Origin of the sequence: Modestobacter marinus, from assembly GCF_011758655.1 — a bacterium.
GTDB lineage: Bacteria > Actinomycetota > Actinomycetes > Mycobacteriales > Geodermatophilaceae > Modestobacter > Modestobacter marinus.
Genome location: NZ_JAAMPA010000001.1, coordinates 1,226,831 through 1,239,205 on the forward strand (window position 1 = coordinate 1,226,831; position 12,375 = coordinate 1,239,205).

The 12,375-nt window shown below is 74.6% G+C and carries 14 protein-coding genes; 8 read left to right on the plus strand and 6 right to left on the minus strand.

Annotation, left to right across the window (positions count from 1 at the left end):
• Positions 1–183: 183 nt before the first annotated feature.
• Positions 184–1,386: a DUF6986 family protein gene (locus FB380_RS05760; RefSeq protein WP_166754239.1), complete on the minus strand. Its 1,203-nt coding sequence runs from the start codon at positions 1,384–1,386 to the stop codon at positions 184–186.
• A 20-nt stretch (positions 1,387–1,406) separates the two neighbouring features.
• On the opposite strand from FB380_RS05760, the gene uraD reads away from it, so the two are divergent.
• The 4 genes from uraD (at position 1,407) to FB380_RS05780 (ending at position 4,149) form a co-directional block, all read left to right on the plus strand.
• Positions 1,407–1,910 (plus strand): 2-oxo-4-hydroxy-4-carboxy-5-ureidoimidazoline decarboxylase, encoded by a 504-nt coding sequence (gene uraD / locus FB380_RS05765; protein WP_166754240.1) that lies wholly within the window; start codon positions 1,407–1,409, stop codon positions 1,908–1,910.
• Between the two features lie 73 nt (positions 1,911–1,983).
• Positions 1,984–2,301, plus strand: a complete 318-nt coding sequence (uraH, locus tag FB380_RS25320) for a hydroxyisourate hydrolase (protein WP_166754241.1) — start codon at positions 1,984–1,986, stop codon at positions 2,299–2,301.
• Positions 2,302–2,401: 100 nt separating this feature from the next.
• Positions 2,402–3,298, plus strand: a complete 897-nt coding sequence (gene pucL / locus FB380_RS05775) for a factor-independent urate hydroxylase (protein ID WP_166754242.1) — start codon at positions 2,402–2,404, stop codon at positions 3,296–3,298.
• A 116-nt stretch (positions 3,299–3,414) separates the two neighbouring features.
• Positions 3,415–4,149, plus strand: a complete 735-nt coding sequence (locus FB380_RS05780) for an ANTAR domain-containing protein (RefSeq protein ID WP_188959478.1) — start codon at positions 3,415–3,417, stop codon at positions 4,147–4,149.
• 37 nt (positions 4,150–4,186) lie between these two features.
• Here FB380_RS05780 and FB380_RS05785 read toward each other — a convergent pair whose 3' ends face one another.
• Entirely contained in the window at positions 4,187–5,797 is a 1,611-nt protein-coding gene (locus tag FB380_RS05785) for a methyl-accepting chemotaxis protein (RefSeq protein ID WP_166754243.1), read from the minus strand.
• Between the two features lie 192 nt (positions 5,798–5,989).
• Between FB380_RS05785 and FB380_RS05790 the strand changes: the two genes are divergently transcribed.
• A complete protein-coding gene (locus FB380_RS05790) occupies positions 5,990–6,481 on the plus strand; it encodes a phosphoribosyltransferase (RefSeq protein ID WP_166754244.1) in 492 nt (163 codons plus the stop codon).
• A gap of 16 nt (positions 6,482–6,497) precedes the next feature.
• On the opposite strand, the gene FB380_RS05795 is transcribed toward FB380_RS05790, so the two are convergent.
• The 4 genes from FB380_RS05795 to FB380_RS05810 form a co-directional block, all read right to left on the minus strand.
• The gene (locus tag FB380_RS05795; RefSeq protein ID WP_166754245.1) at positions 6,498–7,604 is read right to left on the minus strand and encodes a class I SAM-dependent methyltransferase; all 1,107 of its coding nucleotides are present in this window, start codon (positions 7,602–7,604) and stop codon (positions 6,498–6,500) included.
• 43 nt (positions 7,605–7,647) lie between these two features.
• Positions 7,648–8,769: a class I SAM-dependent methyltransferase gene (locus FB380_RS05800; protein ID WP_166754246.1), complete on the minus strand. Its 1,122-nt coding sequence runs from the start codon at positions 8,767–8,769 to the stop codon at positions 7,648–7,650.
• Between the two features lie 89 nt (positions 8,770–8,858).
• Positions 8,859–9,149, minus strand: coding sequence for a hypothetical protein (locus FB380_RS05805; RefSeq protein ID WP_166754247.1), 291 nt, complete (start codon positions 9,147–9,149; stop codon positions 8,859–8,861).
• 34 nt (positions 9,150–9,183) lie between these two features.
• Positions 9,184–10,098 carry a haloalkane dehalogenase gene (locus FB380_RS05810; protein ID WP_166754248.1) on the minus strand — a complete coding sequence of 305 codons (915 nt, stop codon included), beginning with the start codon at positions 10,096–10,098 and terminating at the stop codon, positions 9,184–9,186.
• 159 nt (positions 10,099–10,257) lie between these two features.
• On the opposite strand from FB380_RS05810, the gene FB380_RS05815 reads away from it, so the two are divergent.
• The 3 genes from FB380_RS05815 (at position 10,258) to FB380_RS05825 (ending at position 12,363) form a co-directional block, all read left to right on the plus strand.
• Complete coding sequence (locus tag FB380_RS05815; RefSeq protein WP_166754249.1) at positions 10,258–11,022, plus strand: SDR family NAD(P)-dependent oxidoreductase; 765 nt, start codon at positions 10,258–10,260, stop codon at positions 11,020–11,022.
• A complete protein-coding gene (locus FB380_RS05820; protein WP_188959479.1) occupies positions 11,019–12,041 on the plus strand; it encodes an NADP-dependent oxidoreductase in 1,023 nt (340 codons plus the stop codon). Before FB380_RS05815 ends, FB380_RS05820 begins: the two co-directional genes overlap by 4 nt.
• A 121-nt stretch (positions 12,042–12,162) precedes the next feature.
• A complete protein-coding gene (locus tag FB380_RS05825) occupies positions 12,163–12,363 on the plus strand; it encodes a hypothetical protein (protein ID WP_166754250.1) in 201 nt (66 codons plus the stop codon).
• Positions 12,364–12,375: the final 12 nt, after the last annotated feature.

Genomic DNA, 12,375 nt, shown 5'->3' on the forward strand with positions numbered 1-12,375 from the left:
GCACGGACACGGCACCCCTCGACGGACGATGGACCCTGGGAACTGCTGGCATTCTCGATCACCCGGACCAGGTCTCGGCAACCGCCCCCGCCATCGGCACTCCCCCGGGAGGGTGAACCGCCGCACGACGACACGAACCGCGACGACCCACCGGCTGAGCGTCCGGACGGCGCACCCGCCGGGTCAGCGGCGGCGACCGGCCAGGGTGTCCAGCGCCGCCCGGTCCAGCCCGGTGGCCGACTCGACCTCGGCGGCGTCCAGCGCGCCGCAGTCCAGGCCACGGAGCACCACGGTGGCCAGCGCCCGGGCCGTGGCCGGCTCGTCGAGCACCCCACCCTCGACCCGGCTCACGTAGCCGGCCAGCCGGGCCGCCGCAGCCGGCAGGGCCGCGCGGAAGAACGCGTAGGTGGCGAGGTAGCGGGTGACCAGCTGCGCCGGGTGCAGGTCCCAGCCCTGGTAGAAGCCGCGCTCCAGGGCCCGGCGGACCAGCCCGGCGTGCACCTGCCAGGCCGCGTGCACCGCGGCGGTGGTGCCGACGGGCAGCAGGTTGGTCGAGCCGTCGACCGCGCGCGCCCCGGTGCCGGCGACGGCCACCTGCATCGCCTGCTTGGCGGCGTCCGCGGCCGGGTGGTCGGAGGACTGGTGGGCCGCGGAGATGCCCAGCGCGGCGCTGTAGTCGTAGGTGCCGTAGTGCAGGCCGGTCACACGCCCCCCGCCGGCGTGCAGCATCCGGGCCAGCGTCGTCGTCCCGTCGGGGCCCAGGACCGCCTGCGGCGTCTCCACCTGCAGCTCCAGGTCCAGGCCCAGCCCGCTGGTCTGCTCCAGCGCGTCGAGCACCGGCAGGAACGCGGCGACCTGCTCGACGGCGGTCACCTTGGGCAGCGTGACGATCGCCCGTTCCCGGCCGGCCGCGGCCAGGCCGGTGAGGAACAGGTCCAGCGAGCGCACCCCGCGGCGGCGGGTCGGCTCCTCCAGCGACTTCGCCCGGACCCCCAGGAAGGGCGGCAGCCCGGTCTCGGCGGCGAGCACCGCTGCGGCGGCCGTGACGTCGCCGTCCTCGGCGTCCGGGGGGCCTCGGTAGCCGTCCTCGGCGTCGACCCGCAGGTCCTCGACCGGCTCGGTGGCCAGCTTGGCCAGGACCCGGGGCAGCACCTGCTCGACCAGGCCGGCGTCCAGACCGAGGTCGGGCAGGCCGTGCTCGTCCAGCGCGGCCAGCGCGGCGGCTCCCCAGTGCGCGACCAGCCCGGGGACGACGGCGTCGGCGGGCACGTAGCAGGTGTGCACCGGCTGCCGGGTCGACGACTCGCCCGGGTAGGCAGCCCGCCGTGCGGCGTCGACGGGCTCCAGCCGCCGGTCGAGCTCGTCGTACAGCTCCACGGGGATCATGGACTGGCATCCTGTCAGCCGTGCCCGACTCCCCGCTGGACAGCTTCAACGCCGAACCGGCAGTGCGGGCCGAGGAGCTGCTGCGCACCTGCAACGCGGCGCCGTCCTTCGCCCCGACCGTCGCCGCCGGCCGCCCCTACGACTCCACCGCCGCACTCGTCGCCCGCGCCGAGGAGGTCAGCCGGGCCCTGCCCTGGGCCGAGGTGAGCGCCGCGCTGGCGGCCCACCCGCGGATCGGCGACCGGATGCAGGGCGCCTCGGCGGAGGCGCGGAACTCCCGCGAGGAGCAGAGCGGGATGACCACCGCCGCGGACTCGGTCCGGGCCGCGATGGTCGAGGGCAACCACGACTACGAGGAGCGCTTCGACCAGGTCTTCCTGGTCCGCGCCGCCGGCCGGTCGGCCGAGGAGATGCTCGCCGAGCTGCACCGCCGGCTGGGCAACGACCCGGAGACCGAGCGCGCCGAGGTCACCGAGCAGCTTGCCCAGATCACCGGCCTGCGCGTCGCGGGGCTGCTCCAGTGAGCGAGCTCGCGAGCTCACCGATGGGCGCAGCAGCGCCGCTGATGCGGCTGACGAGCGCCCGCGAGGAGGCGGCGTGAGCGTCTCCACCCACGTGCTGGACGCCGCGACCGGTCGCCCCGCGGCGGGGATGACGGTGCGGCTGCTGGCCGACGCCGGCGAGGTCGCCTCCGGGGTCACCGACACCGACGGCCGCTGCCGGCTCACCGAGGAGCCCACCGCCGCCGGCGCGCACCGGATCGTCTTCGGCACCGGGGAGTGGGCCGCCGGGCTGGGCCGGGAGACCTTCTGGCCGGAGGTGGTGCTGACCTTCGCCGTTCGCGAACCGGCCGAGCACCACCACGTGCCGCTGCTGCTCTCCCCGTTCGCCTACTCCACCTACCGAGGTTCGTGACGGCCCCCTGCAGGGTCCCGCCGCGAGCTTGCGAGTGGTGGGGGGCAGGGGGTCCTTCTGGTGCAACATCCCGGCAACGCAGATGAGTGAGAGTGCGCGCATGGCGATCGTCCTCGGCCCCAACCAGTACGGGAAGGCGGAGGTGCGCGTCGTCGCGGTCGACCGTTCCACCGCCCGGCACTCCCTCGTCGACCTGAACGTCAGCACCGCCCTGCGCGGCGACTTCGCGGCCGCGCACACGACCGGCGACAACGGGCACGTGCTGACCACCGACGCGCAGAAGAACACCGTCTTCGCCTTCGCCCGGGACGGGATCGCCTCGCCCGAGGAGTTCGGCCTGCGGCTGGCCCGGCACCTCGCCGGCAGCTACGACTGGGTCACCGGGGCCCGGGTGGCGATCGAGTCCTACGGCTGGGACCGGATCGTCGTGGGCGGGGCGCCGCACGACCACGCCTTCTCCCGCACCGGCGGTGACGTGCGGACGGCGGTGGTCACCGCGGACGGCGAGGACCTGCACGTGCTCGCCGGGCTCAGCGACCTCGTCGTCCTCAAGACCACCGGGTCGGAGTTCTGGGGCTTCCCCCGCGACCGGTACACCACCCTGCCGGAGACCACCGACCGGATCCTGGCCACCGCGGTCACCGCCCGCTGGCGGTACACCGGGCTGGACGTCGACTGGCACGCGACGTACGACGCCGTCCGGGCGACGCTGCTGGAGACCTTCGCCGCCACGCACTCCCTCGCGCTGCAGCAGTCGCTCTACGCGATGGGCGAGGCGGTGCTCGAGCAGCACCGGGACGTGGCCGAGGTGCGGATGTCGATGCCGAACAAGCACCACTTCCTGCAGGACCTCTCGGCGTTCGGGCTGGACAACGACCTCGACGGCCCGGGCGCGGTGGTCTACCACGCCGACGACCGCCCCTACGGGCTGATCGAGGGGACGGTGCTGCGGGACGACGTCCCGGCCGCCTGGCTGGGCACCCCCGGGTTCTGCTGAGCCTCCGGAGGTGTGCGGGGGCCACCCACGGGGGTACCAGCCCCCAGCGACGCCCCGGACGCACGGTCCAGCCCCGGCCCTCTCCACCGCGGTCGTTGCGCCCCGGAGAGGGAGGCATGGACCTCTGGCACGAGTTCGCTGCCCGCGTCACCGCCGCCGAGCGGGAGCTGCCCGGCCCCGAGCAGCTGCCCCTGCGGCTGGCCCGGGCGTGCGCGCAGGTCCTGCCGGTGGCCGGCGCCGGGCTCAGCGTCTTCTTCAACGCCGACCGGCGGCTGCCGCTGGGCGGCAGCGACGCGGCGGCCGGCCTCGCCGAACGCCTGCAGTTCACCGTCGGTGAGGGACCGTGCCTGAGCGCGCACCGCAGCGGCAGCCCGGTGCTCGCCGACGAGGCCGAGCTGCGTGCCCGCTGGCCGGTCTTCCACGACGCCGTGGTCGCGCGCACCGCGATCCGCGGCATCATCGCCCTGCCGCTGCACGGAGGGCTGGAGGGCATCGGTTCCCTGGACCTGTTCGTGGAGCCACCCGGCTCCGTCCGGGACCTGAGCCTCGCCGATGCGCTCACCGTCACCACGGCACTCAGCGACACCTTCGCCGACGCGATGGACCGGCAGCCGCGCACCGACTCCGGCCCGGCCTGGCTGGACGCCCCGGCGGCGGGTCGCCGCGCACTGGTCTGGCAGGCGGTCGGCTTCGTCAGCATCGGGCTGGACCTGGACAGCACCGACGCGCTGACCCTGCTGCGCGCCCAGGCCTACGGGACGGGCCGGGACCTCGACGAGGTCGCCGAGGCCGTGCTGGAGGACCGGCTGAGCCTGGCCGACCTGTCGCACTCCGCCGAGTCCGGCTCCTGAGGCCGGTGCGGCCGGCGCTGCCGGCCGCACCGGCGGGTCACCGCTGGAAGGTGTCGACGGAGCGCTGCAGGCCCGCCGACATCTGCACCAGTTCGCCGGTGGCCGACTGCAGCTCGGCGACGCCGGTGTGGGTCTCCTGGGCGGCCCGGGCGACCTCGGCGACCGTCTCGGCGATCGACCGCCCGCTCTGCGCGGCCTCGCCGATCGCCCGGCTCATCTCGTTCGTCGTGGCGGTCTGCTCCTCCACCGCCGAGGCGATCGTCGTCTGGTAGTCGTTGATCTGGGCGATGACCGACGTGACCCCGCCGATGGCGCCGACCGCGCTGTCGGTGTCGGCCTGGATGGCCTCCACCCGTCGGGCGATGTCCTCGGTGGCCTTCGCCGTCTCCTGGGCCAGCTCCTTCACCTCGTTGGCCACCACCGCGAAGCCCTTGCCCGCCTCACCGGCCCGGGCGGCCTCGATCGTGGCGTTGAGCGCCAGCAGGTTCGTCTGCTCCGCGATCGAGGTGATCACCTTGACCACGTTGCCGATCTCCACCGAGGACTCGCCCAGGCGGGCCACCGTCTGGTTGGCGCTCTCCGCCGCGGTCACCGCGCTCCCGGCCACCCGCGCGGCCTCGGCGGCGTTGTGCGCGATCTCCCGGATCGAGGCACCCATCTCCTCCGCCCCCGTGGCGACGGCGTCGATCGAGGTGCTGACCTCCTTCGCGGCCGCGGTCACCGTGTCGGCCTGCCCGGTCGACCGCTCGGCGGCACCGGCGATCGTCGCGCCGGTGGCGGACAGGGTCTGCGCCGCACCCTCCAGCAGCCGGGAGGCCTCGCCGACCTCCCCGACCACGTCGGCCACCCGCTCGAGCGTGGTGTTCAGCGCCCCGGCGAGCTGGTCGAGCTCGTTCCGCCCGGCGCCGGTGTCCAGCCGCTCGTGCAGGTCGCCCGCCGCCAGGACGTCGGTCATCCGGCGCAGCGGCCGGGTGACGCTGCGCGACACCAGCAGGGAGATCAGCACGATGACCAGCACCACCGGCGCGGCCCACAGGGCCATGGAGAGCAGGTGGTCCACGAAGGCGCCGTTCAGGTCGGTGACGTAGAGACCGGAACCGACGACCCAGCCCCAGGGCTCGTAGCCGGCGACGAAGGAGATCTTCGCCTGCGGCTCCTCCTCGCCCGGCTTGGGCCACATGTACTCGACGAAGCCGCTGCCGTCGCGCTCGACGACGTCCACCATCTCCACGAACAGCGCCTTGCCGGTCGGGTCGGTGTTGCCGGAGAGGTCGGTGCCGTCCATCTCGGGCTTGATGGGGTGCATGACCATCGTCGGGTCCATGTCGTTGACCCAGAAGTACTCCTCACCGGAGTACCGCAGCCCGCTCAGGGCCGTCTTGGCCTGCGCCTGCGCCTGCTCGCGGGTCAGCGCGCCGCTGCTCTCCTGGGCGCCGTAGAAGGCGACGACGCCGAGCACCGCCTCGACCGCGGACTGCGCCTTGTTGCGCTGCTCCGCCTCGATGGTCTGGCGCACCTGGAGGGCCCCGATGACGGCGATGGTGCCCATGCCGACCACGGCGGCCAGCACCAGCGCCAGGAGCCGGGTGCTGATCCGGATCTGGCGCAGCCCCCCGCTGGTGAGGACGTCCCGTGGTCGTGTGCCCATGCCGTGCTCCCCGTCGTCGACGGCGCAGTTGCCGTACCTGCGTTGTCGACCGGCCCGCGGCGGAGTGCAGCCGAGTCGCGTATCACAACACCACCGCAACACCCGGCGCGACGGGCCGTCCACAGTCGTCTTGTGCACCACATGTTCACCGGGCCTGTGGGTCTGCCGCCCGCGGCCTGCCACGCTCTCCCCATGAGCGACGAGCGGGAGACCCTGACCTACGAGGACTTCGGCCGGGCGGCGCGGGAGCTGGCGCAGCAGGTCGCCGACAGCGGCTTCGCACCCGACCTGATCCTGTCCATCGCCCGCGGCGGGCTCTTCCTCGGCGGCGCGCTGGGCTACGCGCTGGACGTGAAGAACCTGTTCGTGATGAACGTCGAGTTCTACACCGGCGTCGACGAGCGGCTGGAGCTGCCGGTGGTGCTGCCGCCGACCCTCGACGTCGTCGACCTGACCGGGGCGAAGGTGCTCATCGCCGACGACGTCGCCGACACCGGCAAGACCCTGGAGCTGGTCACGGAGTTCTGCGCCGGCCACGTCACCGAGGTGCGCACCGCCGTGGTCTACGAGAAGCCGCGCTCGCTGGTGACGTGCGACTACGCCTGGAAGCGGACCGACGCCTGGATCGACTTCCCGTGGTCGACCCTCCCGCCGGTCGTCTCCCGCGGCGGCAGCGGCCACTGAGGACGGGCCGGCCGGGTCACCCGACCAGCCGGTAGAACCGGAAGAAGTCGTTGTCCAGCGGCAACACCTCCACGTCGGCGAAGCCGGCCGCACGGGCGTACGTCCGCAGGGTCCCCGGGCGCATCACCGTCCCGGTGGCCACCGACGGTTCGTGGGCGCGACCGTCGGGCAGGCAGCAGAACAGGCTGTAGCCGTACATCAGCCGCTCGACCTCGCTGCCGGGGACGGTGAACTCCTCGGCGACCGCCTCGTCCATGACCAGCACCGTGCCGCCCGGCCGGACCATCCGGCGCATCGCCCGGAGCACCGGCACCGGCTGGGGCAGGTCGTGCACGCACTCGAAGGCCGCCACCAGGTCGAAGGCCCCGTCGAGCTGCCCGGGGCCCTCCGGGTCGTCGACCAGGACGGCGACGTCGTCGGTCCGGAAGGAGACCCGGTCGGCCACCCCGGCGGCCTCCGCGTGCTGGTGGGCCCGCGCGACGGACGGCGGGTCGACGTCGAAGCCGTCCACCCGCGCCTGCGGCCACCGGCGCGCGATGCCGATCGCCGACCAGCCGTGCCCGCAGCCGATGTCGGCCACCCGGCCGCCGGCGGACAGGGCGGCGTCCAGGCCGGGCACCGCGGGCAGCAGCTCGTCGACCAGCGGCCCGAGGAAGAGCGGCCGGTTGGCGGCGGCCTGGGCGTCGCGCACCTCGTCACCGAGGTCGGCCCAGGAGAGGGTGCGCCGGCCGCGGTACACCTGCGTGAGCGCCGGGACGCCCCGGACGACGGCGGAGGTGAACCGGGCCAGCGGCGTCATGTGACCCGGGTCCAGCTCGTCGACGAGCACGGCGCGGTGGGCGTCGGGAAGGGGGTAACGGCGGGACTCGGGGTCGGCGTGCACGTCGGCGACGTCGAGGTAGCCGGAGACCGCCTGGTGCTCCAGCCACTCCCGGGCGTAGCGGGCGTCGCTGTCGGTGCGGGCGGCGAGCTCGGCCGCCGTCGCCGGTCCGCCGTCGGCCAGGGAGCGGTACCAGCCGAGCCGGTCGCCGAGCGCGACGGCGGCCACCTCGTAGGCGCCCAGCAGGGCGGCGAGCAGGCGGTCGGGGAGGTCGTCCTGCGGGGCCGGTGGTGTCGTGGTCATGCCCCTGCAGGGTCCTCGGGCCGGCGGGGCGCCACCAGGGGGTTCAGCGTCGCGTGCTGGCCGTGATCGTGAACGTGGGGTCGCGGGTCACCTGGCGGGTGGGGCCGACCATCCGGCGCAGGGCGTCGCGGTGCGGCAGGTGGCTGTTGTAGACGCACCACAGCTCACCGCCCGGCCGCAGCACCCGGGCCGCGGCGGCGAACAGCCGTTCCGCGGCGGCGGCGTGCACGGCGGCCCCCAGGTGGAACGGCGGGTTGCAGACCACGAGGTCCACGCTGCCGTCGGGCACGCTGCCGGCGGCGTCGTCCCGGGTGACCGTGACCCGGCCGGTCAGCCCGTTGGCGGCGACGGTCGCGGTGGCCGATGCGCACGCCGCCGCCGACTGGTCCGAGGCGAGGACGGACAGCCCGGGCCGGGCGGTGGCCAGGCCCACGGCCAGCACCCCGGTGCCGCAGCCCAGGTCCAGCGCCGTCCCGGCGTCCGGCACGGCGCCGGGGAGCGACCGGAGCAGCGCCCGGGTGCCGCGGTCGACCTTCGCGCCGGCGAAGGCCGCACCGTGGGCGCACACGGTGAGCCCGAGGTCGGGGTGCTCCCGGCAGACCGGGAAGGACGACGCTCCCGGCTGCGGCCCCCGGGCGACCAGCAGCCGGGACTTCTGCCGGCCCCGGGTCGCGTGAACCTCGCGGAAGCTCTCGGCCAGGACGTCGTTCATCGCGTGGGTCATGTGCTTGACCCGCCCGCCGACCAGGAACGTGACGTCGGGATCGGCGTCGGCGGCGACGACCTCGGCGAGCTCGCGCAGCGCGTCCAGCCCCTTGGGCGCCTGCGCCAGCACCACCCGGGCCCCGCGCACCAGCTCGGCCCCCAGCGGCAGCGACCGGTAGGTGCCGGCGTGCCCGGTGCGCTCGGCGTTGCGCGCCAGGGCCAGCTCACCGACCAGCAGGTCCTGGTGCACCCGGACGCCGGTCGCGCCGTGCAGCGCCACCGCGCCGAGGGTGAGCGCACCGTGCGAGTCGTCGATCACGACCACGCCGTCCGGGTGCTGCCCGATCAGCTCGGCGGCCTCGTCGAGCAGCAGGCGGTCGGTGGCGTCGACGGCGACCAGCTCGGGCGCGTCGACGTCGGGCTCGCGGCGGAGCTGGGCGAACAGTTCGTCGGGGGCCACGCGCCCACTGTGCCCGGCGGCCCGCGCTCCCCCGACACCGGCCCGGGTCCCGTCCGGGCGGCCTGCCCCGCGGGGCGGACAGGTCGAGGTCAGGGGCTCACGCCGGTGTCGGACCGCCGGCCGCGCCTCGCGCCCCGCCGGGACCACAGACCCCGGACGACGTCGACCGCGGTGCCGAGAAGGGCGGCGAGCGCGAACGCCTGCACCGCCCGCGGGCCCGGGTCCGCGGTGTCCGCGGTGCGCAGCACGACGACGTAGGCCGCCCACACGGGCGCCAGCAGCAGCCAGCGACGCCGATCCGTCAGACCGAGGCGCCGGCTGACGAGGCGCACGTAGGCGTACCCCAGCCAGACCCCCACCACGGTGATGAGCACGGACACGGCGGACCCTCCCGGTGCCGGCGGCGCAACGTCGCTACCGGGGCGTGGCCGCGATCAGGTCGACGGTCACCTGGGCCAGCTGCGGGCCGACGTCCTCCTGGAGGAAGTGCCCACCCCCGGCCAGCGTGGGGTGCGGCATGCCCTGCGCGCCGGGCACCAGCTTCCGGAACACCGCGTCGCCGCCGCCGGTGATCGGGTCGCTGTCGGAGAAGGCGGTGAGGAAGGGCTTCTCCCAGGTGCGCAGCACCCCCCAGGCGGCCCGGTTGGCCTCCGCCGCCGGGTCGTCGGGGCTGGTGGGCACCAGCGACGGGAACACCCGGGCACCGGCCTTGTACCGGCCGTCGGGGAAGGGGGCGTCGTAGGCCGCGACCACCTCGGGCGCCATCTCCGTCGCCGTGCCGTTGGAGACGATCCGGCCGACCTTCATGTCCGTCATGCCGGCCGCGGCCCGCTGCCAGGCCAGGAACGCCTCGCTCATCGGGTGGTCGCCGGTGGGCAGGCCGGTGTTGGCGACGACCACCCGGGCGAACCGGTCGGGGTTCTCCGCCACCAGCCGCAGGCCGAGCAGGCCGCCCCAGTCCTGCGCCACCAGGGTCAGGTCGGTGAGCGCCAGCTCGTCGAACAGCGCCTGCCGCATCCACTCGACGTGCCGGGCATAGGTGTAGTCGGTCAGCTCGGCAGGCTTGTCGGAGCGGCCGAAGCCGACCAGGTCGGGGGCGACGACGCGCAGCCCGGCCGCCGTCAGCGCCGGGATCATCCGGCGGTACAGGAACGACCAGGACGGCTCCCCGTGCATCAGCAGCACCGTCTCGCCGTCGTCGGGCCCCTCGACGACGACGGCGACCCGCAGCCGGCCGCCCTCCCCGTCGTCCACCTCGACGTACCGGGGCTCGTAGCCGAACTCCGGCAGGTCGGTGAACCGGTCCTCGGGTGTGCGCAGCACGTCCATCGCAGGCCTCCTCGACTGGTGGGACGACGCCCGACGTTATCGAGGAGGCCCGGGCGTCGGACGCGGGGGAGGGAACTCCGTCCTGCACGGCGGTCCGCCCTGCGCGAAGGTGGCGGGGGCGCAAGGCGGCGCCGCCGACGTGGAGGAGACAGCAGACACATGACAGCGGAACTGGCGGGCCGGGTGGCCCTGGTGACCGGTGCGGCCAGCGGCCTGGGCCGCGCGGTCGCGATCGCCCTGGCCGAGGCCGGAGCCACGGTCGCGCTGGGCGACGTGGACACCGAGGGCGCGGAGAAGACCCGCGCCCAGATCGGCCGGGACGCCGAGGTGGTGGCCCTCGACGTCACCGACGACGACGCCCGCCGCCGGGTGGTCGCCGACCTGTTCGCCCGGCACGGTGACCGGTTCGACCTGCTGGTCAACGTCGCGGGCATCGACCGTCCCGGCTACATCACCGACATCGACCTCGCCGACTACCGGATGGTGCAGGCGGTGAACTGCGAGGGCCCGGTCTTCCTCACCAGCGAGTTCCTCAAGACCGTCCAGCACCGCCCGGCCGACACCCTCGCCGACGTGGTGCACGTGACGTCGCTGTCGGCGGTGACCTCCGGCAGCGGTGCGATCGCCTACAACAGCTCGAAGGCCGCCTTCCGCAGCGCCACCCGGTGCATCCAGCGGGAGCTGCGGGAGAAGGGGACGGTCGGGCCGGACGGCGCCGAGGTCCCCTTCCCGGCGCGGGTGCACAGCATCGTGCCGGCCGCGATGGACACCCCGATGATGGAGCGCTGGGGCATCCCGGCGCACCGGATGATGCCGCCGTCCGACGTGGCCCGGATGGTGCTGACCATGGTCACCATGCCGGACACCAGCTTCGTGCCCGAGGTGTTCGTCATCCCCCGCAACGAGCCGGACTTCCCGCGATGAGCATCTCCACGCGCGAGTGGCAGCTGGTCCGGCGTCCGCACGGCGAGCCGGTGGCCGAGGACTTCCGGCTGGTGTCGGCCGAACGACCGGACCCGGCGGACGGCGAGGTCGTGGTGCGGACCATCGCGATGTCGGTCGACCCGTACATGCGCGGCCGGATGAGCGCCGCGAAGTCCTACGCCGCCAGCTGGGAGCTGGGCGAGACGATGCAGGGCGGGACGGTCGGGCAGGTGATCGCGTCCCGCTCGGACGCCGTCCCCGAGGGCGCGCTGGTGCTGCACGGGCTGGGCTGGCGGGACGTCGCCGTCGTCCCGGCCCGGCACGTCTCCGTCGTCGAGCCGCTGCCCGGCCTGCCGCTGTCGCTGTACCTGGGCGTGCTCGGCATGCCCGGGCTCACCGCCTGGGCGGGGCTGTTCCGGCTGGCCGACTTCCGGGAGGGGGACGCCGTCTTCGTCTCCGGCGCGGCCGGGGCGGTGGGCAGCCTGGTCGGCCAGTTCGCCCGGCTGCGCGGGGCGTCGCGGGTCGTGGGCAGCGCCGGGTCGCCGGAGAAGGTGCGCTGGCTGCGCGAGGAGCTGGGCTTCTCCGCGGCGTTCGACTACCACGACGGCGCCGTCCCCGACCTGCTCGGCGCCGCCGCGCCCGACGGAATCGATCTCTTCTTCGACAACGTGGGCGGTGAGCACCTGGAGGCGGCGATCGGCGCGTTCCGGACGTACGGCCGGGCCGCGCTGTGCGGGTCGATCTCCGGCTACAACGCCGTCTCTGCACCGCCCGGGCCGCGCAACCTCGGGCTGATCGTCGGCAAGCAGCTGACGCTGCGTGGGTTCATCGTGGGCGACCACGCCGACCTGCGGCCGGAGTTCGTCGGCGCGGTGTCGGGGTGGCTGCGGGACGGCTCGGTCGTCGCCCGGGAGACGGTGGTCGAGGGCCTGGACGACGCGGTCGAGGCGTTCCGGGCGCTGCTCAGCGGCGGGAACACCGGGAAGATGGTCGTCCGGCTGGCCCCCGACCCGTCCTGACCCGCCGTGATCATCACGGGCTGAGGGCTGCCTCCGGTCGAGCGAGACCGCCCTCAGCCCGTGGTGATCATCCTGCTGCCCCCTGGGTTGACGACCGTCGGATCAGGGCAGAGTGCTCCTCATGTGGCTCTTCCTCACCCGCCGTTTCCGCATGTGGGTCATCCTCACCGTCCTGGCACCGCTGGCCACCACGGTGCTGCGCAACCTGGGCCAGACCCTGGAGAAGCGCCGCGGCCCCTCCGCGATCAGCAACGGCCTGCTCAAGGCCGGCGACCTCGGCGAGAAGGCGCGTGTGAAGCTGGGCGGCAAGCGCCGCCGCTGACCGCAGCTCCCA

What these genes read in the sequence shown, in the direction of transcription:
- FB380_RS05760 (WP_166754239.1), bottom strand. Translation starts at nt 1,386, where the DNA reads ATGATCCCCGTGGAGCTGTACGACGAGCTCGACCGGCGGCTGGAGCCC.
- pucL (WP_166754242.1), top strand. Translation starts at nt 2,402, where the DNA reads ATGGCGATCGTCCTCGGCCCCAACCAGTACGGGAAGGCGGAGGTGCGC.
- FB380_RS05780 (WP_188959478.1), top strand. Translation starts at nt 3,415, where the DNA reads ATGGACCTCTGGCACGAGTTCGCTGCCCGCGTCACCGCCGCCGAGCGG.
- FB380_RS05785 (WP_166754243.1), bottom strand. Translation starts at nt 5,797, where the DNA reads ATGGGCACACGACCACGGGACGTCCTCACCAGCGGGGGGCTGCGCCAG.
- FB380_RS05790 (WP_166754244.1), top strand. Translation starts at nt 5,990, where the DNA reads ATGAGCGACGAGCGGGAGACCCTGACCTACGAGGACTTCGGCCGGGCG.
- FB380_RS05795 (WP_166754245.1), bottom strand. Translation starts at nt 7,604, where the DNA reads ATGACCACGACACCACCGGCCCCGCAGGACGACCTCCCCGACCGCCTG.
- FB380_RS05810 (WP_166754248.1), bottom strand. Translation starts at nt 10,098, where the DNA reads ATGGACGTGCTGCGCACACCCGAGGACCGGTTCACCGACCTGCCGGAG.
- FB380_RS05815 (WP_166754249.1), top strand. Translation starts at nt 10,258, where the DNA reads ATGACAGCGGAACTGGCGGGCCGGGTGGCCCTGGTGACCGGTGCGGCC.
- FB380_RS05820 (WP_188959479.1), top strand. Translation starts at nt 11,019, where the DNA reads ATGAGCATCTCCACGCGCGAGTGGCAGCTGGTCCGGCGTCCGCACGGC.
- FB380_RS05825 (WP_166754250.1), top strand. Translation starts at nt 12,163, where the DNA reads ATGTGGCTCTTCCTCACCCGCCGTTTCCGCATGTGGGTCATCCTCACC.